The 20,756-nt window shown below is 42.8% G+C and carries 16 protein-coding genes; 2 read left to right on the forward strand and 14 right to left on the reverse strand.

Annotation, left to right across the window (positions count from 1 at the left end):
• Positions 1–42: 42 nt before the first annotated feature.
• From WMZ97_RS20130 to WMZ97_RS20195, 14 genes are all read right to left on the reverse strand, one after another.
• Positions 43–3,135, reverse strand: a complete 3,093-nt coding sequence (locus tag WMZ97_RS20130) for an SMC family ATPase (protein ID WP_343273895.1) — start codon at positions 3,133–3,135, stop codon at positions 43–45.
• A gap of 18 nt (positions 3,136–3,153) precedes the next feature.
• Entirely contained in the window at positions 3,154–4,344 is a 1,191-nt protein-coding gene (locus WMZ97_RS20135) for an exonuclease SbcCD subunit D (protein WP_343273896.1), read from the reverse strand.
• Between the two features lie 298 nt (positions 4,345–4,642).
• Positions 4,643–5,998: a tripartite tricarboxylate transporter permease gene (locus WMZ97_RS20140; RefSeq protein WP_343273897.1), complete on the reverse strand. Its 1,356-nt coding sequence runs from the start codon at positions 5,996–5,998 to the stop codon at positions 4,643–4,645.
• Positions 5,995–6,432 (reverse strand): hypothetical protein, encoded by a 438-nt coding sequence (locus WMZ97_RS20145; RefSeq protein ID WP_343273898.1) that lies wholly within the window; start codon positions 6,430–6,432, stop codon positions 5,995–5,997. The genes WMZ97_RS20140 and WMZ97_RS20145 overlap by 4 nt, the downstream gene beginning before the upstream one ends.
• Positions 6,433–6,683: 251 nt before the next feature.
• The gene (locus WMZ97_RS20150) at positions 6,684–8,141 is read right to left on the reverse strand and encodes a carboxylesterase/lipase family protein (RefSeq protein WP_343273899.1); all 1,458 of its coding nucleotides are present in this window, start codon (positions 8,139–8,141) and stop codon (positions 6,684–6,686) included.
• A 33-nt stretch (positions 8,142–8,174) separates the two neighbouring features.
• Positions 8,175–8,579 (reverse strand): acyl-CoA thioesterase, encoded by a 405-nt coding sequence (locus WMZ97_RS20155; protein ID WP_343273900.1) that lies wholly within the window; start codon positions 8,577–8,579, stop codon positions 8,175–8,177.
• 255 nt (positions 8,580–8,834) lie between these two features.
• The gene (gene cysC / locus WMZ97_RS20160; RefSeq protein ID WP_343273909.1) at positions 8,835–9,437 is read right to left on the reverse strand and encodes an adenylyl-sulfate kinase; all 603 of its coding nucleotides are present in this window, start codon (positions 9,435–9,437) and stop codon (positions 8,835–8,837) included.
• Between the two features lie 26 nt (positions 9,438–9,463).
• Entirely contained in the window at positions 9,464–10,642 is a 1,179-nt protein-coding gene (gene sat, locus WMZ97_RS20165; RefSeq protein ID WP_343273901.1) for a sulfate adenylyltransferase, read from the reverse strand.
• Between the two features lie 52 nt (positions 10,643–10,694).
• Positions 10,695–11,354: an NAD(P)-binding protein gene (locus tag WMZ97_RS20170; protein ID WP_343273902.1), complete on the reverse strand. Its 660-nt coding sequence runs from the start codon at positions 11,352–11,354 to the stop codon at positions 10,695–10,697.
• Positions 11,355–11,447: 93 nt separating this feature from the next.
• Positions 11,448–12,176 (reverse strand): sirohydrochlorin chelatase, encoded by a 729-nt coding sequence (locus WMZ97_RS20175; protein WP_343273903.1) that lies wholly within the window; start codon positions 12,174–12,176, stop codon positions 11,448–11,450.
• Positions 12,177–12,190: 14 nt separating this feature from the next.
• Positions 12,191–12,967 (reverse strand): uroporphyrinogen-III C-methyltransferase, encoded by a 777-nt coding sequence (cobA, locus tag WMZ97_RS20180; RefSeq protein ID WP_343273910.1) that lies wholly within the window; start codon positions 12,965–12,967, stop codon positions 12,191–12,193.
• A gap of 32 nt (positions 12,968–12,999) precedes the next feature.
• Positions 13,000–14,733 carry an assimilatory sulfite reductase (NADPH) hemoprotein subunit gene (cysI, locus tag WMZ97_RS20185; RefSeq protein WP_343273904.1) on the reverse strand — a complete coding sequence of 578 codons (1,734 nt, stop codon included), beginning with the start codon at positions 14,731–14,733 and terminating at the stop codon, positions 13,000–13,002.
• 30 nt (positions 14,734–14,763) lie between these two features.
• The gene (locus tag WMZ97_RS20190; RefSeq protein ID WP_343273905.1) at positions 14,764–16,602 is read right to left on the reverse strand and encodes an assimilatory sulfite reductase (NADPH) flavoprotein subunit; all 1,839 of its coding nucleotides are present in this window, start codon (positions 16,600–16,602) and stop codon (positions 14,764–14,766) included.
• A 151-nt stretch (positions 16,603–16,753) separates the two neighbouring features.
• Positions 16,754–17,485: a phosphoadenylyl-sulfate reductase gene (locus WMZ97_RS20195; RefSeq protein ID WP_343273906.1), complete on the reverse strand. Its 732-nt coding sequence runs from the start codon at positions 17,483–17,485 to the stop codon at positions 16,754–16,756.
• A gap of 531 nt (positions 17,486–18,016) precedes the next feature.
• Between WMZ97_RS20195 and WMZ97_RS20200 the strand changes: the two genes are divergently transcribed.
• Entirely contained in the window at positions 18,017–18,913 is an 897-nt protein-coding gene (locus WMZ97_RS20200) for a DUF1672 family protein (protein WP_343273907.1), read from the forward strand.
• A gap of 5 nt (positions 18,914–18,918) precedes the next feature.
• Positions 18,919–20,688, forward strand: a complete 1,770-nt coding sequence (locus WMZ97_RS20205; RefSeq protein WP_343273908.1) for an SA1320 family protein — start codon at positions 18,919–18,921, stop codon at positions 20,686–20,688.
• The last annotated feature ends 68 nt before the right edge of the window (positions 20,689–20,756 follow it).

The following is a 20,756-nucleotide window of genomic DNA, read 5'->3' on the forward strand; positions in this document are numbered from 1 at the left end:
TTTTTTGCAGGCGATTTTTATTTAAGATATATCCTTATCCAGCTATTTTACAACAAATCGTGTCCGGCTGTGTCCTTCCTTTGTTTTTTTGACTTCCAATACGGCAGGAAATATGGATTTGAGCTCTTGAACATGCGAGATGACGCCGATCATTCGTCCCGATTGCTGCAAGTCGATTAAGGCATCGATTGCTTTATTTAACGACTCTTCATCTAAAGAACCAAAGCCTTCATCAATAAACATCGTCTCAATCGAAATATTTCCCTGGAAGCTTTGAATCACATCCGACATCCCAAGCGCCAGACATAAGGAAGCATTAAATTTCTCGCCTCCTGAAAGTGTCTTTACATCCCGTGTTTGACCTGTATACGCATCATAGACATCAAGGCCAAGCCCACTTTGCCTGCCGTGCGATTCCTGCCGTTCACTGCGGATTAATAGAAACTGTCCATTCGACAATCTTCGCAGACGATAATTGGCCGATTCAATAATTTGCTCTAAATATTCAATTTGTAAATACCGTTCAAATGACACTTTCCGGCTGTTTTGCCCCCTCAGAACATCATACAAATCCGTGATTGTGCCTAACTGTTTTTCCGCAGCCTTTACCTGTTCATTCGCATTTCGGATATTAGCCATTAGTGTGCCGGCATCCTGGTAATAGGCTTTTGACTGATCCCGTTTATTTAAAGCCAATTCATACGCCTGTTTTAACGTTGTCAATTGTTCCTGCAATGCATCCAAATCTACTTTTTTCTTATCCTTTAATGACACTTGCAATTCTTGTACTTGCTGTTTCGTTATCGACAGGTTCTGCTTAAATTGCTCGATAACTTGCCGTAAATCCTGCCGTTTTTGCTCAGGAAGCTTAGCTAAGGTGTAGGTTTCCTCCGTGGAAAATCCGGACTTGTCAAGCACTTCACGAAACCGCTGCTCCGCTTGCGCCCGCTTTGCTGTTGTTTCTGCTAACTGTTTATTAGCATGCTCCAAATTAGATGTTGCTTTTGTTTGGATTTCCTTTGCCTGTTGTAACTGTTTTTGCGCTGTCTCCCAGGCTTGTTCCAGTTGCAACTTCCACTTGTCAGTTTCTTTGATTTGCTTGTTCAGCTCAGTTAAGACCTGTACTTCTTCCGGGATTTGCTGTAGCTGGTGCTGATAAACTGCATGGGCCTTTTCATAGGCCGTTTTGAAGCCCTGATAATCCTTGTCTAACTTTTCCTGTTTTTCTTCCAACTGTGTACATGCATGCTGTAAATTTTCTTGCGCTTCCTTTAACGTTTGCAATTTCTTTTTAGAAGCTCGTAATTCCAGCACTTCTGCCTTCAATTGTTTCCCCGCCGTAACAATACGGTCCCTCGCTGTTTCCGCCTCATCTGTTGCAATCGAAAGATCTCGGAGTTTCTGTGCATTTTCTTGTAGCAACGCTTGATTCGATGCTGCCTTTACTGATGCGGTACGATAAGCTTCATCCGTTTGATCGAGCGCTCGTTTCGCTGCTTCCAATTGTTCTTTCGTCACGGCGTCAGCGATATTAGTCGCCTTATTCGGATGCTCCTTACTGCCGCAAACGGGACAATTCTCACCATCACGCAAATGACTAGCCAAAACAAACGCCTGATTGCTTAGCCATGCTGTCTCCAACTCGTGATAGACTTGTTTTTCGCTGGAAAAAGCCTGTTTTTTAACTTGTGAGGTCTGATCCAATTCGGTTTGCTTCGCCAAGGTTTCCAAATAATCCTTCAATAAGTCAGATTGTTTGCCTAACTCTAACAAACGCTCCTGTTTGTCTGGTAATTGATCAACCTTCTCATCCAGCCGTTTCATTTCAACAGTTTGCCTGTCCAACTGACGCTTCTTTTCGTTTCGTTGCGTTTGCACATCTGTCACAACTTGTAACGTACGCTTTCCTTTGTTTTGTAGATCCTGTAACTCTTTTTTTTGCTGATCCAGCTCTTGTACAACGGGGAGGTACCCCTGTAACCGGTCCAGCTTTCGGCGGGCATCTTCACGCTCAGGCGACTTTTTCTCTTCCTCTTTATAAATGTGCATACGATCATTTAGCGTTTCGTCTGCTTGTTGGAGGGATCTTTCAGCGACTTCTACATTTTGTTTTTTTGCCCGCTCATCCTGACGCCACTCCGATGACTGCTTTTCATATGGCTCTAATCCAGCCGCCTTGTCAGCCTGTTGCAGCTGTTTTTCTTTCTCCGTATAATCCGATGTTTGTTTTTCTAATTCTTGCATACGGGCCTGTTTTTCTTCCAGTTCTTGAAAACGTTCATTTAATCCTTTCGCCGTATGAAATTCCGTTTGCTTTTTGTCGTGTGCTTGATAAGCTTGTTCATATGCCTGTTGATCCGTTTGAATTTTTTCCCGGTAAAAGGCTACTTCCTGATCTAGCGCTGCAAGAATTTGGTTCACATTGTAATAGTCTTCCTCCAGTACTTGAAAAACGGGCGATGCCTCACGTTTAGGCAATGTGGCCGAAATATTTTGGATAAACGTATCCCGTGCTTGTTTTTCCTGTTTGAATCCCTCTTCGACCAAGTCTTTTTTATAGCGGAGACGCTCACTAATATGCTTGTAGGGTTCCGTTTTAAACAGACGGCGGAGAATGTCCTCTTTGTTTTCCGTTTGCGAGGTTAATAGTTTGCGAAATTCTCCTTGAGGAAGCATCACGATTTGTTTAAATTGGTCCTGTGTCAGTCCCAGCAACGCTTCTACTTTTTTATCAATCTCTGAGACAATCTGCCTGTCCACAACAGGAAATTCTTCGCCATTTACCTGCTCATAAAATTCATATTGTTCACCTGTTTTCGTTTTATTTCCTTGTTTAACATGGCCAAGCTGGCGAAGAATCCGATATGTTCTGCCATGCAATTCAAATACAAGTTCCACAGATGTCTGGGTATCATCAGCAGCAAATTGACTGCGCAGCATCGCATTATTTTCCCGATCCTGTCCACTGGCCGATCCATATAGCGCAAAGCAGATGCCATCAAATATGGTTGTCTTTCCGGCGCCGGTATTCCCGGAAATAACGAATAATTGATTGTCCTGTAATTCGTTGAAATCAATGACTACTTTATCTTTATACGGACCAAAAGCCGTCATCGTTAAGGTAACTGGTCTCATTCGATTCGCTCCCCTTCCTTAATGGGTGACATAATCCTGTTGTTTGTTATCTTGGGCCGCCTCATTTTCATCCGTCAACAGTTCATCCAGCACATCTTTGAAAATGGTCTCCGTTTCTTCAGAAGCTGCTTCCCCTTTGACTTCCTGGTAAAAGGCATGAAAAAGTTCCAACTGACTACGATTTCTGCGGTCGCTGGTTCCCTCACGTTCAGCGACCGGGGCAAGCAAATAGTTTTTCCGTGCTATATGCATGGCATTTGGAAAGACGGAGCGAATTTTTTCCATTGGGGAAAGGACAGGGGTTTCATCCAACAGCCGGACAAACACATAATCCTCATTGACCGGTTGTATTAACAGCTCGTCCATCGTTCCCTCAACCGTCCGTATGTCACGTTTCGGAATGAGGTTGCGCTTTTCAATGGTAACTTGTCCGTTTGCATCTATGTCGACAACAAGAAATCCTTTCTTATGACGCTCCTCGGAAATCGAATATTTTAAAATGGAACCGGCATAGCGGATCGTTTCACTAGATACATAGTGTCCCTGGTGCAGGTGGCCCAATGCGGTGTAGTGGAAGGGAGCATAATGACGGGCATCCACATATTCTGCCCCGCCAATTGAAAGAGGCCGCTCCGAATCACTCGTATTTTCCTCTTGTTCGCCAAAGGGGGTGACAAAGGAATGGCCAATAAATACATGTCGTTTCGTTTGGTCCATTTTTTTAGTAATCTCATCCACAATTGTCTTGGCGGCATCTTCATGTGTGCGAATTGTTTCATCGGCAAATACGTGCCGGACAACGCTTGGATCTGTATAAGGAACCAGATGAAAATGCACCTCCCCATGTTCATCATGAAGCACAACAGGGGCTGGATCTTTTACTAGATTTCCCACCATAAACAAGCCATTGTTTTCCATGATCTTACTGCCAAAGTTCAGGCGACTTGGACTATCATGGTTCCCAGCAATCGCCAAGACAGGTATTTTCAGCTTTAACACAATTGTTTCCAGTACATGATTGAGTAAATGAACAGCTTCGGTCGGTGGGACGGCACGATCATACAAATCCCCTGCAACAATCACCGCATCCGGTCTTTCCTGTTCCACCGCTTGTATGAATTGCTCCAGTATGTACGACTGATCTTCCGTCATATAAACCCCTTGCACAAGCTTACCCAAATGCCAATCTGCTGTATGAAAAAACTTCATTTAAAACACTCCCCTCCTACAAAACTAGTATCCCCAGTATAACACGATGCTGAGATCCTGGGACAGGTCGAGATCACTGGAAAACAATCACACGAGATAACAGCACAATCTATCTATTAGAAGATGCTTTTTCAGTGGTCTCGGACAGGACCCTTGTCCCGATTGACGAACAACAAAATCTACCATAATAACCAGGTCTCTAGCTATCATGGTAGGGTATATGCTTTTCTCTCGTACTGGATTAATCTTTGCTCCAAATCAACATAGATGACTTTTCAGTGATCTCCTTCTATCCCACCTAAAGGCCAAACAAGGCAGTGATCATCCATCCTGATCCATAATAAATCATAAATTGGACCCCAACGCCAACACCTAAAAATCGGTTTAACATTCCTCCCAGAATAGCGATGGAAAATGTGACGAGTGTACCGGCAAGCGATCCTTCATAAAATGACAGTAATACAACCACACCAATAAACATACCAATAATTGCTTCTTGGTTAATATACTTCATCACAAGCACCGTTGCTTTTCGTGCATAATTCATCGAAAAAGGATATGCAATAACAGCCGCAATAACAATCCCAATGAATCCATACAGTAAGAAATCCATCGGCGAGAGCAAATTATGTAAATTATGTACCGGTTCACTGGTGAATATCGGTGGTGCATTAAACAATGCTGCCCCTGGGCCTAACGCTACCGGGCTTAATGGGATTCCAAACGCTACTAGAGGAATGATCGTTTCAGCGATATAGGTTGATTCAGTTACCCCATTCATGGTAGCCAAACTGCTTGTTGTCTTTTTATACTGGCCCTTGATACGGGAACCGACTAACTCCCCCATTAATGACGTCATCCCCACCGGACTTAGTGCAAACGTAAATGAAGACAACAGTGAGGTTCCGGCAGCCTCGGCACTTTGTTTTTTGGTTAGAACTTTAAAAGGGTTGGGAAAATAACCCGACCAAGTTTTCTTTTCTGGCGCAAGCTTATACGTATTCATGTGATCCCGCTGTACTTCGGCCCTCGAACTTCGAGATGTTGCCATTAGTAAATCAGATAACATCGGTCCAATAGCAATGCCTAAGAAAAAACTAATAGAGAGATGTTTGTCCAATATCGTTGAACTAATCAAATCTAACCCTTGAAAGATCATCCCAATTGGTAAAATAAGCAAAATACTGACCCAACGACCTTTCGAAAAATAACCAATTAAAACCGCTGCAATGGTAAAGATAATTCCGGCATTTTCCTGAAAGAAAGTACCAAATTGACTTAAAAATAAAGCAAACAATAGGGATACAGGCAATGCGATAAAAGCCCCAATGATGCCCCCGGAGATCATCTTTCTCAATGCAATATGCGGCATCCCGATCCGGCGTAAAAAATCAGCATGCTCTAACATCGGTGCCGCTGTTGTATCACCAGGCACCCCCATTAACGTCGTTGGGATTGCATGGGTAAGATGCTTGGATAATACTGCTGCCATGAAAAATGCAAATACCGCAACTGGTGGAGCGCCTAATAACACCACAATTAGCGTAATTGGTACCAGAATGGCCGTTTCATCTGAACCTGAAACAAGCCCTATCATAGTAAATATTACGGCTGCTAATAACGCTAATAGAATCGCAATGAATAACTGGCTCACTGCTTCCCTCCCTCCTCTTTAGAAAAAAACATTTCATAGACTCCCTGTTCCTTCATTTCGGCCATGGTCACAGGATCATTCTGGATACTTTCACGTTCTTCGGTGAGATCTAACTGCAGATCGTGATATACCATACGTAATTCTTCATTGGAACCAGGCATTTCGATTAATTTTCGTTTTGGCTTAAACAACAGGGCATTCACAATCAGGGCAACTAACGTCCCGGCTATCCCTAAAAGCAAGGAATAGGATGGCACCATATTCTCTGGAGCAAATTTAGGGAAAATATGCTTTCCAAGCTGAAAAGCGCCAAGGCCAAGAAAAATACTAATGATGATTGTAGTCATTAAGTGTTTTCCATACACCGTATCACCAATAACTTCCACATAGGTTGCTTGTTTTCTTTCTGGCATTTCGTCTCCTCCATTACCCATTTTTCTTCCTCCTCAAAAAGGTAAAAATCCTTACACTGTACCCAAGTATTTTAGCACACGAAGAAACACTGGGTCAGGTAGGGACCGTTGTAAAAGTGACATTGACCTGTACTGAAAACTTCCACAGCTCTCCGTATCTGGCTTGCCCTCGCCCGTTTTGGACAGGTTCCGGCCCGTTTGTGTCATGCTCTCGCCCGTTCTAAGCAGATTCTCGCCCGTTTTGGGCAAGCTCTGCCCCGGTTTCTCTATCACTATTCAAAAATATGTCGTTCTGCTTGATTTGGGTCGTTTACCAGTTTGCTTTCTGTGTTAAATATCATTGTTGTCCTGTTCTCTGTGTCATATGGTTTCCAATCAGGTAGATCTGAATGATTGGGGTTACCATGATGCGCAAACGCAATCCAAGCTTGATGCATTTGCTCTGCCATGTGTTGATCTGGTGCATCGCCAATAAGAGCCTCCATCCCTTGCTTGTCAAGGTTATCCCAAACAAACGGGATTTCCATTGCATGAGAAGATTTCAATCCCCCACCAAATACAGGACTCTCCCAGTCAAAACGATACATCCATACCTGGGCATTTTCATGCAGCTTCAGTTCTGCTAAACGTATAGCCGGAAACGTAAACACATGTGTCGACATCAAACGCTCAAATAGCTGCTGATTTAAAGTTTGCCCAGCTAATTCGGCTTGGATCTTTTGCCAAAGTGGTCCGAACATTTTATGCAAACGGCGTTTTATCTCCGCTTCATCTATCTGTTGCCAAGTTAGATCAAAAAATGTAAATAACCGGTATTCATCTTTATTTGTTCCAATGAGGATCGGTACATCTTTGCTCGCACCTTTAGCCAATAGGGTTTCAGGGTGTTCCGGAATTACATAGCCATCCATGACAGGGCCAAGTGCCATCGGAGGAATATCTTTTGCTGCCTGCAAAATTTCTTCGGCTGGAATATCACCGAGACGAGACAAGTCGCCTGAATCGATGCCCAAATTACGTAAGACCTTTGTGGTTACTCTGGTAGCCCTTTCAGTCGTCAGTACGTTTCTTGCCGCGCCACTTTGCAATATCGCTTGATGGAATAGACCTTTCACAGCCGGAATCGCTAGCAAAATGCCGATACTCATCGCACCTGCTGATTCTCCAAAAATAGTAATTTGTTCAGGGTCTCCACCAAAAGCTTCAATGTTTTCCTTTACCCATTTTAATGCCTCGATCTGGTCTAAAATGCCGCAATTCCCAGATGCCGCGTATTGCTCATCCTCCAGATGTAAAAATCCCATTACACCTAGACGATAATTAAGTGTCACGACGACAACGTCTCCATTTGTTGCAAAAGACGTTCCATCATATATCTCGCTGGATCCGGCACCATTCATAAAAGCACCGCCATGAACCCATACCATTACTGGACGACGTTTTCCATCGGCTGCTGGTGACCAGATATTTAGATTCAGGCAATCCTCGCTCATGTCTACATGATCACCGCCTTCTAAAACACTCATCAACGGGCTTTCCGGCTGCATGGCAACAGCGCCAAACGATGTTGCATCATAAACGCCGTTCCAAGCCTCTAGTGATTCGGGCGGACGAAACCGTAATTTTCCAACCGGCGGCTTGGCATAAGGGATACCCTTCCACACCGAAACATTGCCAGTTCGCTCCCCTTTCACCTTACCATATCTTGTCTCAACCACTACATTCTCCATCTTCGCAACTCCTTCTAGGGCAAATTCATCATACTACCTTTCATCCTGCTCCTTATAATGTTTTTCCAGTTCCTCTCTGATACTTCCAGAAATCGATTCTGACATTTGTGTTTGCACATTGAAATTAACATAGGTGACCGTATCTTTTGCACATAACCGCCCACTCTGCCACATTTCTTCATATAATTGCAAACTGGAGTTACCTAGCTTTTTTACCCAGATGAAGATATGTACCGGTGTCCCAAAATAAATTTGCTGCACATAATCGACGTTCATATTTAATATAATCATTCGCCAGTTCGCAAAGTTATCATCAGGTGTGAATAACTTAAAAATCTCATTTCGCCCTGCCTCAAACCAAATGGGTACCGTTGTATTATTGATATGCCCAATCCCATCTGTCTCAGAAACACGTGGTTCGATAACAGTTTGATACATAAACATCATCTCCTGCTTCATGAACATATACCATACTAATTCAACAAAACAAAGGAAATTCCTGCCTGAAATGAAACAGTGAAAAAGTATCAATTCTCCTATTTATCGGCAATTTTTGTACCTTTTTACAGCAATTACTAAATTACGGAATTCGTGGAATAAGCTCTATGTGCTACGTTTATCAAAGGTTTTGACCTCTCTCCATGCCTCATCAAAACCAGAAGAAAAATGGAACAGAAAAAAACTTCTGCTCCACTACATATATCCGTATTTTTCTAAATAACTTATAATCATTCGGGTTGATTGTTCGATGGTGTGCTGTTCTGTGTTGATGATAATTTCAGGATCGTCAGGTGCTTCATAAGGGGAATCAATGCCAGTAAACCCCTTAATTTCACCAGCACGTGCTTTTTGATACAACCCTTTTGGATCACGTTCTTCACACACTTTTAATCCACATTTTACATACACTTCAATAAATTCCCGGTCACCAAGCAACGCGCGAACATTATCACGATCCGCACGGTATGGAGAAATAAACGCGGTTAACGTGATCAATCCCGCATCAACCATCAATTTGGCAACCTCTCCAATGCGGCGGATATTTTCCGAACGCTCCTCCGGACTAAATCCTAAGTTTTTATTCAAGCCGTGCCGTACGTTATCTCCATCTAAACGATAGGAGTGGATGCCTAAATCGTGCAACTGCTTTTCTAATGCTGCGGAAACAGTTGATTTCCCTGATCCAGACAAGCCAGTAAACCAAATGATTGCACTTTGATGACCGTTTTGTTTTTGTCTTTCTTCCTTTGTTACCTCAGACTGATGCCAAACAATATTCGTTGATTCGCCTCTCATTTTCATCCTGCCATCACAACCTCTAGTTAAATTTGCTTTAACCCCTTCATTAGTACTGCCGCTACCTCAGGACGGGAAAATTCTTTCGGTAATGACTCCCCATTTCGCAGTTTTTCCCGTACCTTCGTGCCACTTAAATGAACATGAAACTGCGGGTCATGCGGGCATGTTTTTTTCGTTCCCATGCTTTCACATTTTGTGCAATAGAAGGCATGCTCAAATTTGAATAGGTTGATGCCAAGCTCTTCCTCGTATTGGGAAATGAGTTCCTGTGCTTCGTAAGTGCCATAATAATCTCCAACTCCGGCATGGTCACGACCAATAATAAAGTGGGTGCAGCCATAATTTTTCCGAACAATCGCATGCAGGATCGCTTCTCTCGGACCCGCATAACGCATTGCAGCCGGATAAATAACCAATCGTGTTCGTTCAGCCGGATAATACGTATCTAAAATAACCTGGTAGCTTTCCATGCGAATGTCAGCTGGAATATCATCCGATTTCGTTTCGCCTACTAGTGGGTTGAGTAATAATCCATCGACTGATTCCAACGCACTCTTCTGAATATATTCATGGGCCCGGTGAACTGGATTACGCGTTTGGAAGCCAACAATCGTTTTCCATCCCAAATCAGCAAACATCTTTCTCGTTTCTGCCGGATCAAGGTAAAAATCCGAAAATTGATCGTGTCTCGGCCGTTGCAATAACTCGATTGATCCACCCAGATATACCTCCCCTTTCTGATGAATCTTTTTCACACCAGGATGGAGTTTGTCTGTTGTACCATAGACAAACTTTGCTTCCTTTTCCTTGTCATAAGGATATATTTCCGTCAAATGAAGGACACCATAGGTCACATTGTCTTCCCCTACAAGTGCAAGCGTCTCACCAATCTCATACATATCTGCTTGCTCCCGTGTCACGGGCAGCGTAATTGGGATACTCCAAATGGTCCCATCCGCTAAACGCATATCTTCTACAACGCGTTCATAATCTTCTTGCCCCATAAAACCGGTTAATGGACTAAAACCTCCAATGGCCATGAGCTCCAGGTCAGATAAACTCCAAGCATCCAGCGTTAGCTGCTTCATCGTCCGCACCTCATCTAACAGTGCTTCTTGTCTTGCTCCAGCAGCTTCCCGTTGGATGAGTTTCCCGCCATGGGGACGAATGGCAGCAGGTATGGTTTCGTTCGTTAACGTCATGTGAAAAGCCTCCTTTTCCTATTTTTTAGCAGTCGATCACCATCAGCCTCTTTTATTTTTGATCCGTTTTCCATCTAAGCAGCTCAGCATGTTTTTCTATCCTTTCCAAACTTTTCAACCATTCCATCATGAACACCTGCTTTTGTTTATTTAAAAACCTTTCATCAAGCAGTTCTCGTAGTAATTGCTTTTGTGCCGGCTTCGTCAACAACAACCGTTTAATTAACTTCCGGCACGCATCTAAAAAATCAACATATTCTCGATAGTTTTGATCATACATCGCTGCTAGCTGACGCTTTATTTCTCCGGCCAACATAGGACTTGCTCCATTTGTGGCAATGCTGATCGACAACTTCCCTTGCTGCAAATGAGCAGGAAACTGTACATCCCCTTGCTCGGCATCTGTCACCACATTTATCAACGCTGTTTTCGGTGCCGCCTCGATAACAGCCTGATTCACTGTCGCATCATTCGTCGCAACGATGATTAGAAAAGCACCGGTAAGATCATCTGCTTCAACAATCTTTTGCTTCCAGTAAAAAATTCCGCTTTTCCATAATGAACGAACTTCTTTGCTTAGTTCCGGACTGATTACCGTCATGCATGCTCCACTTGCCAGCAAATAGCGAATCCTTCGCACAGCAACGCGTCCGCCACCAACAATAACGACCCTTTTATTGGCCAAATCAATCATGAAAGGTGTAACCGCCATTCGCTACCATCCTTTTTGCTATGAACTCCACTAGAATAAATTTCTCTCAGTGGGGATATGACAATCCGTTAAGCGTGGAATCAAAACTATCTATTACAATGCTTCATAAACACGCTGTTTCAATGCGGCTTTCATCACTGGATGATCCCCCAGCTGCTGGCAAACGATAATATCTGTCTTCTGCTTCATCTGCTCGCTCACTTTCTTGTGAATCGAATGCATCAAGACCCCGGTAAACCATAAATAAGGAACAATGAATAACGTAGAAAATCCCTCTCGTAAGGAAACCTGCAGCTGTTGGTCAAAAGTGGGATTACAGGCAGCCAAGAAGCAGCAATCGACAGGTGTAGCAGGTCTCTGGTCGCCCAGCTTTGCCCTGACCATTTCCACATCACTTTTGGTCTGAGGATTGTGACTTCCCCGTCCAACAAGTAATATTTTTGAATCAGATCCAACCGCTCGGCCTGTTTCTGCAATTCGTTGCATCAAAATTTGAATAAAGCGATCCTGTACCCCCAACGGCTGACCATAGGTAAAGGTAATAGATGGGTACCGCTCCCTGGCTTCGCTTAGTTTATCTGGTATATCCTTGTAATAATGCCCAGCACTCAGCAGCAACACCGGGACCACCGCTATTCTTGAAGCTCCTTGATTCACAAGCTTTTTCATCCCCTGCTCTACGGTTGGCTCTGCTAATTCCAGGAAACAAATTTCCTGAAGTGGTACATCCACCTGTTTTTTTACATCGGTAATACATCGCATCGCTTCCGACGTTGCCTCAAGCATCCTGCTTCCATGGCTAACGTATAGTACACCTTGCATATGCACCTCTCCAATCACCCGCTGATGGCATGCATCGGAAATTCATCTTCCATTGCTTGCTGCTCAAAGCATTGCAATTGTTCCCGCATTCGTACAACCTCACCTATCACAATCATAGCCGGATTTTTAATCACACTGGCCTGTTCTGCAATGGTAGCCAATGTTCCAGTTACGGTTTGCTGTTGCTCCGTGGTTCCACAATGGATCACTGCAACAGGAGTATCTGCACTGCGGCCATAACGAATCAATTTCCCGCAAATACACGCGAGATTTTTCACGCCCATATAGATGCAAAGCGTATCCATTCCTTGTGCCAGATGCTCCCAGTACTTTTCCGATTCATCCATGCTTTTGTTTACCCCGGAAATAAACGCTACCGAAGAACTGTAATCCCGGTGTGTCAATGGAATGCCGGCATATGCTGGTGCTGCTGACCCAGAAGTAATACCTGGGATGATATCAAAGGCAATTCCCTTAGTCTGTAAAAATACTGCTTCTTCACCGCCTCTGCCAAAAATAAATGGATCCCCGCCCTTTAAGCGGGTGACAACTTTGCTCTGACTGGCGAACTGATAAAGTAGATTATTGATTACATCTTGGGTAAGTGAATGCTGATTGGGACCTTTACCGCAATAAACCAATTCCGTCTTTTCAGGAGCATGTGCAAGCAATGCGGTATTCACTAGGCGGTCATATAAAATGACGTCTGATTGTTGGAGTGCTTTGATTCCCTTTACTGTTATCAAATCCGGATCACCTGGGCCCGCTCCTACTAAATAAACTTTCCCCATCATGTCACCCCATTTTCCCTCTGAATGTTTTTTCATGCTTTAAACGAATTGGTTGGATGAAAATCACGCCCATCCTTTACCTCATCCACATAACCGGCACGAATGACGTAATCACCAAAATGTTCCCCATCCTGACGATTTTTGGCATAATCGGGTAAGATGGAACGAAGATTTTCCAAGATTTCCTTCTCCCCGATATTTTCCCGATACAGCCGGTTTAAGCGGTCCCCGGTAAATCCACCGCCAATATACATATTGTATTTTCCTGGGGCCTTCCCAATAAAGGCAATCTCCGCAAGCGCTGGTCGTGAACAGCCATTAGGGCATCCGGACATGCGAATGACAATTTCTTCTTCACGTAACCCAACCTCGTCTAAAATTTCTTCTATTTTTTCGATAAGAACTGGAAGGTATCGCTCCGATTCCGCCATTGCTAATCCACATGTCGGAAAAGCTACACATGCCATCGAATTCCGTTTTAATGCCGAATGCTGTTTTCCTTGTGTCAATCCATACGTTTTTACCAATTCATTGATTTGCTGCATTTTTTCCTCGGTTACATTCGCGATAATCAAGTTCTGATTAGGTGTTAGTCGGAAATCCCCGGTATGAACGTTCGCAATTTCCCTTAATCCCGTTTTTATCAAATCGTTATCCGCATCCTTCACGCGGCCATTCTGCAAGAACAATGTTAAATGCCATTTGCCGTCACCCTTTACCCAGCCATAGCGATCGCCATTATGGTCAAAATGGTATGCATGGGCGGCAGCTAATTCCCAGCCCAGTCGTTTGGTTAACTCTTCCTTAAACCAATCAAGCCCCCGTGCATCAATCGTGTATTTAAAGCGGGCATTCTTCCGATTCGAACGATTGCCATAATCCCGCTGAATCGCCATCACGTTCTTTGCCAACTCAATAACACTGTCTTTTGGACAAAACCCGATCACGCGGGCAACCTGTGGATACGTTTCTAATTCGCCATGGGTACTGCCCATTCCGCCGCCAACCGCTACATTAAATCCTGTCAAATTGCCATCCTTTAGTATCGCGATCAATCCCAGATCCTGTGAAAACACATCAATATCATTCGAAGGGGGAACGGCTAAACCAATTTTAAACTTCCGTGGTAAGTAGAAACGGCCATATATTGGTTCTGCTTCTTCTTCTTCTCTGGTATCCACAACCTTCTCACCATCAAGCCAGATCTCATGATATGCTTTCGTTTTTGGTGATAGGTGTGCACTAAGCTGATTTGCCAATGCATTAACCTCTGCATGTACTGCCGATTGGTATGGATTGGGATTGCACATGACATTCCGATTCACATCGCCACAAGCAGCTAAGGTATCCATTAATGCTTCATTGACTTCTTTGATTGTCTGCTTCAAGTTCCACTTCAAAATTCCGTGCATTTGAAACGATTGTCGGGTCGTTAATTTTAAGGTTCCATCCCCATATTTAGCCGCCAGATCATCCATAACCATCCATTGTTCAGGTGTAGCAACACCACCTGGCGCACGAACACGCAGCATAAATTGATAAGCTGGTTCCAGTTTTTTTCGCCGCCGTTCATCACGAATATCACGGTCATCTTGTTGATAGCTGCCGTGAAATTTTAATAATTTGGTATCATCATCGGAAATCGCTCCCGTGATTCGATCGTTCAATCCTTCTTGAATCGTCCCCCGCAAATAGTTGCTTTCATTCTTGATTCGCTCCAGATCACTTGGGGGTCCAGGCTGTTCAAACCCATCATGCTCTGCCATTTGCAAAAACTCCTTTCCGTGTGAATCATATTAATAAACATCACGCTGGTATCGCTTCTGCCTGCGCATATCTTTCAAAAACTGTTCCGCTTCCTCCTCACGCATACCGCCTTCTAGTTCCATGATTGTTCGTAACGTCTGATGAACATCTTTCGCCATTCTTTTTTCATCACCACAGATATAAACATGGGCACCTTCTTGAAGCCATTGGTAAAGATCGTGGCTATTTTCCATCATCATGTCCTGGACATATACTTTTTCCGCAAGATCTCGTGAAAACGCGACATCCATCCTGGTCAGATAACCTTCCTTCAGCCAATTCTGCCATTCTACCTGGTAAAGGAAATCACTAGAAAAATGCTGATCACCAAAGAATAACCATGTTTTCCCTTTTACATCCAACTCTTCTCGTTCCTCCATAAACGATCGATATGGGGCGACTCCAGTACCTGGTCCAACCATAATTACCGGAATATTCGGGTCGTCAGGAAGTTTAAAATTTGGATTGCGCTGGACATAAACCGGCAATCGATTACCAGGTTCCGCCCGTTCTGATGACTGTCCCGAGCAAACCCCGACTCGCTTCCGACCATGCGCTTGATAGCGTACGGTTCCAATCGTTAAATGGACCTCATCCGGGTTCGCTTTATAACTACTTGTAACCGAATAAAGGCGTGGCGGAATTTTTCGGAGAATCTGCACAAAGTCACGTGGCATCAACTCCCGTGTTGGGGGAAAATCACTGATCAAATCAAGCAGATCCCTTCCTTCCAGGTAATCTTTCAATACCTGTGCTTGCTCTGGTGCCACAAGTTCTATCAACTTATCATTTTGAAAAATATCAGCTGCTTTCATCATTAATGGTTTTGTCAGACAGGTAATCTCCAAGTTCGTATGCAATGCATCAAATACGGACCTTGTTTCCCCTTTTTTATTGATGGGAACAATTTCTTCTGGATCCCAGTTCATTTCATGGATCAACTGGTTTACCAGATTTGGGTCATTTTCCGGAACGATTCCCAAACTATCTCCAGGCTCGTAAGAAAGATTGGAGCCTTCCAGAGATAACTCCAAATGACGAGTCTCCTTATTTGATCCATCCCCATTGAGATTAAGGTTTTCCAGGATTTCTGCCTTAAATGGATTGGTTCTGGAATAAGCTGGTGAGTCTGGCTCCTGCGAGGGTCTTCCTTGCTGATTCGGCGTGAGAGCAGCCGCTGGACTTGCTTCTTTCGCTTCATCCAATTTTTTTAATACACCTTCTATCCATTCAGCCGCCGGTTCATCAAAATCAACATCGCAATCAACCCGAGGATAGAGTCGTTCGCCTCCTAACTCCTCTAATCGTTTATCAAAATCTTTGCCCGTTTGACAGAAAAACTCATACGATTGATCCCCCAAGGAAAGGACAGAAAAACGCACATCCTTTAGTTTAGGTGCCTTCCTGCTATACAAATACTCATAAAAAGAAATGGCGTTATCAGGTGGGTCCCCTTCCCCGTGTGTAGCTGTTACAATCAGCAAATCCTGAACATCTTTTAACTTTTTCACCTTGAAATCATCTAATGCCTGGCATGTTACATGAAAACCTTGCCCCGCTATTTTCTTCGTTAGCTCCTCTGCCAACGTCTGCCCATTGCTAGTCTCGGATCCAAACAAGATCGTTATTTCTCTTAAGGCTGATTGCGCCACAGCATTTGCTGATGCTGTGTCCTGATTCGGCACCACTGCTCCTGGCTTTTTTGTATACGTTGCTGCCAAATATCCACTCAGCCAAATTTTCTGCGTCTCTGTTAGGGTTGGAAGAAGACGCTGCAGCATATCGATTTGTTCTGGATGAAACGGACTATTGGTTACCTGTAATTCCAAAATAAATTCACCTCACACGGAAATTTTCAATTCTTAGCTTCATGTTGTACGTGTAAATTTCATCGGGGTGGAATCTCGTCGCTTAATCTACATTAATACAATTAAACATATTTATTTAGTCAGGTTTAAGATAAACGTTATTTCTCTAAGCCTATCCGTCATTTCCCGGGGTATGCAATCCACACTCGGTTTTAGCAAATCCGGACCATCTGCCTGCTCGAGAATCATTAGAATCGGTTACTCGTGCGGTACATGGAATACAGCCAATGCTTGGATAGCCCTGGTCGTGTAACTCATTATATGGTAAATCATATTTTTTGATATACGACCATACATTCTTCCATGTCCAATGAATAAGCGGACAAATTTTAATCAACTTGAAACGTTCATCCTTATTGACAAAATCAGTCTGCTTTCGACTAAGTGACTGTTCCCGGCGCAGACCAGAAATCCATGCGGGCACACCTTGTAACACGTCTTCCAGCGGTTTTATTTTACGAATGAAGCAGCATTGATCAGGGGTTCGTGCCCATAAAGCAGATCCATACTCTGCTGCTTGCTCTTCCAACGTTATTTCTGGCTTTTTCAACTGGATACATAGTTCGGGATAACTTGCTTTAACTTTATCAATCAAATCATACGTTTCCTGAAAATGAATCGACGTATCTAAAAATACAACCGTCGCATTCGGTTTCACTTTCGAAATTAAATCAATTAACACCATCCCTTCCGCACCAAAACTGCAAGCATAAATAACATCGTCCCCATATTGCTCATAGGCCCATTGCAGAATTTCTGCCGCTCCTTTTGTCTCGCCGTCTGGGTGTAAATCGCCAAAAGGATCACCAGGAAAATGATTGTACGTAATCAACGTCTCGCCCATTTATAAACCTCCCTTCGTATATATAGAAAGGTGAAAAAAAACCAAATCTTACTAACTTGATAGGAATTATATATTATATAAAAACTTCCGTCAATACAAAATTTTAAAAATGGACCATGAGACACGGGGACCGGCGGAGATCGCTGAAAAAAATACTTTTACATATTCACTTGGTAGAAAACGGACGAGGGCTTCGGCGAAAGAGGCGAGAAACAGAATTTTTCAGAACGGGGCAGTTTTACCTTTTCGTAATCTCGGACAGGTCCACAATTATCCGTCATTTTCAGCTGGTGGTTTAGTTCATACAAGACCTATACTCTGTTAACCCTTCTATAGAATGAATCTTGCCATGACGTTTCGCCTATTTTTTGAATTTTTTTAATCTCCACTAGCATTCAAATCTGTATGCAGTATACTTGAAAATAATAATGACGATTTATAAGCCAATTACATATTTTCAGAGGTGTTAAGATGAAAAAGTTTTTTATACCGCTATTTGTGCTATCGCTAATATTAGGAGGTTGCTTTCCTATGGATGATTCCAAGTCAAATGATAAAACGAATAAACATGAAACAAATACTGTAGATGACAAGAAAAATGAATACGAAAAAGAAAATTTTGTTCCCATTCAGGAGTATACGGGTCAAGGTTATACGTTGAGGGATAGCCGTCCGGAAACTGGCCAGATCGCCAATGAGCACCATAATGAAGTAGAAAAGGCGGTCCAGCACTTTTTCAAAGATAAATATAAAACCGAGGTAGCAGTCCATAACATTGTTAGTGCGGCTGATGGTGTTTCGGTTTTTGTGGAGTCGGTTGGCGAACCGCATTTTTACACGTTTGCTATTGTGCCTATTGATATCAAAACTAAAAAGATCGAGACTGATAGCGTTTGGTCACAGGAGGGGCAAGTGGAAAATGCAATTAAGGGTGGGTTATATGCTATGGCGTTTGAAGACAAGTTTTCTAACTTGGATAAATACATGGAGGAAATCACGAACGATTATCCTGTAGTTGGAACGCCCGTCAAAGCTGTTGGAAATGTTATGGGTACCGGTTATTCGACACCCTATTATTTTATTGCCCCCTCAGGAGATGTGTTTAAAAAACTTTATCAATTATATGAAAGCAATCCAAATATAAATAAACAAGATATAAAAATCTTTTTCAAAGAAAATAAATTTGAACCCCGCTATTTAAACATAGGGATTGAGCTATACATGAAAAAAAGTCATGTAACTCCTGATAAAGATATATACGACAAAATATATACAGATATCAAGGAAATGGAGAATATACCCAGCGGGGAATACTCGATTATATTAAATGATAATTATATTGATCAAAAAAGAGCAATCGGACAAAAGGATAATTCTATAGATAAAACGCGAGCTAAGGGGATCTTAAAAAATTCGAAGGGAGATTAACTAAAATGGTTGAACAGACAGCCGCAACTAGTCATAAAAATTCAAACACCACTAACTCATCCCAGACAATGGATACAGATTTAGTTGAATTGGCCGGCTATCATGCTTATAAAAAATACAAAAAACCTGCTGTTATTCAAGTTAATGGAAAAGAATTTGAAGTAAAAGATTCTAAATACAACACTGAATCCGGCCTAGATGCTCCAACCGTCCAAAACATCGAAACCGATGAACTGACAATTATATTCGTAGGAAGCGAACAAATCAAGGAGGATTGGCTGGAGACAAACCCCAAACTATTAGGTGATGTTCCACCGCAACAAATCAAGGACGCCCAAGATTACTTTGACGATATTTGTAATGAATTTGGCGACGTATCCGCTGTCACCGGAAATTCACTTGGCGGTGCACTAACGAATGCTGTCGCTATCGAGCACCCAGAGGTAAAAGCCGTCACATACAACCCAGCAATCCTTCCAGATGGCATGACCGATCCTGACAACGATTATGCCAACATCACGAATTACTTCGGTAAATATGATCCTCTAACAACAGCTGAACAGGCCATTAAGCTGGATAACCGCATCCCTGGCAACCACTTTACCATTAATAATGGACTTCCACTTCCTTCTCTATTAGGCTCCAATCACACCGGTTATGTAGACAAAGATAAAAACGGGGATTTCACCATAACCGTCGGAACAAAAGGAAAAACCGGATATGGCGTCATCCATGTGGGTGCAGACGATCATATCGTGACCAGCCTTTGGACAGGTGAAGCACTATACGGAGGTCCTTCGCAAAAGGTCGAAATTAACAAAGCGAACATGCTGGTGCTCGCTGATGGCCTACATTCCATCGTAAACGGACGCCTGGGCATAGCTAGTGGATACCTGGATAATTCGGTTAGCATTGTAAAAGATGAAAGCGATAAATTTTACCAACGTGTAACAACATTACAGGAAATATTTGAACAGATGCTTTACGAAGCTGCTGGTGATCCGTTGTTTAAAGGTATTGCCAAAACAGGGTATGTACTTATCACTTGTATGGATGAACTTATTCGTCTATTGAATACCGCAAAAGAAAAATGCCATTTTTTAAATACCATCTTGAATTCTAAACCAATGGAATTAATCGAACATATCACGTCAATCAATATTCGTGTGGAAGCTCTATTTGATCCACCAAAACAGCATCTTCATGACCTAAGAGATAATATCGTGGATTTTGTTTCTGGCACTAATTCTATTATTCATGAACACATTCCCAAATTGCTAGAAGGCGGAAAAGACCTATTCGTGGATGCAGTGGTTGACGAGTTAAACGCACACTATGAAACCATTGAAGCGAATAAAGAAAAACTAACCGCACAATTAACCAATTACGAACAACAAATAAGAGGGGTTGCAAATGCCTTTGACAATACTGATCATAACCTGGCAGATGCAATCGCAACCAAATCGGAACCTTTATCCGAAGTATCTACAATTCCAGAAACAGAAATTGTCACATTAGAAACCTCTCCCTATTTGAAAGACAACATGAAAATCAAAGAATTGCAGGTCAATGGTGCCTACACACAGATAAAAGTCGTCGTAAACGGCACTTTATTGACTGGCGTTACCATTATGAATGGTTTGGTGTTATTGATTGAAAAGGCATTGGAGGCCATCATTTTCGGAATTGATTCCGCACTTAATGTAGCCTTATACGGAAACCCAGCTGGTTGGATGATCAGTCTGTTCACCAATTATGATCAACAAAGTGAATGACCCCACCTTACCATCCTATCAGAATGCTTGAAGATGGGGCTTCCTGTTTCACAGACCCCTGCATCTTA

It is taken from the genome of Lentibacillus songyuanensis, assembly GCF_039548255.1.
Taxonomy (GTDB): domain Bacteria; phylum Bacillota; class Bacilli; order Bacillales; family Amphibacillaceae; genus Lentibacillus_C; species Lentibacillus_C songyuanensis.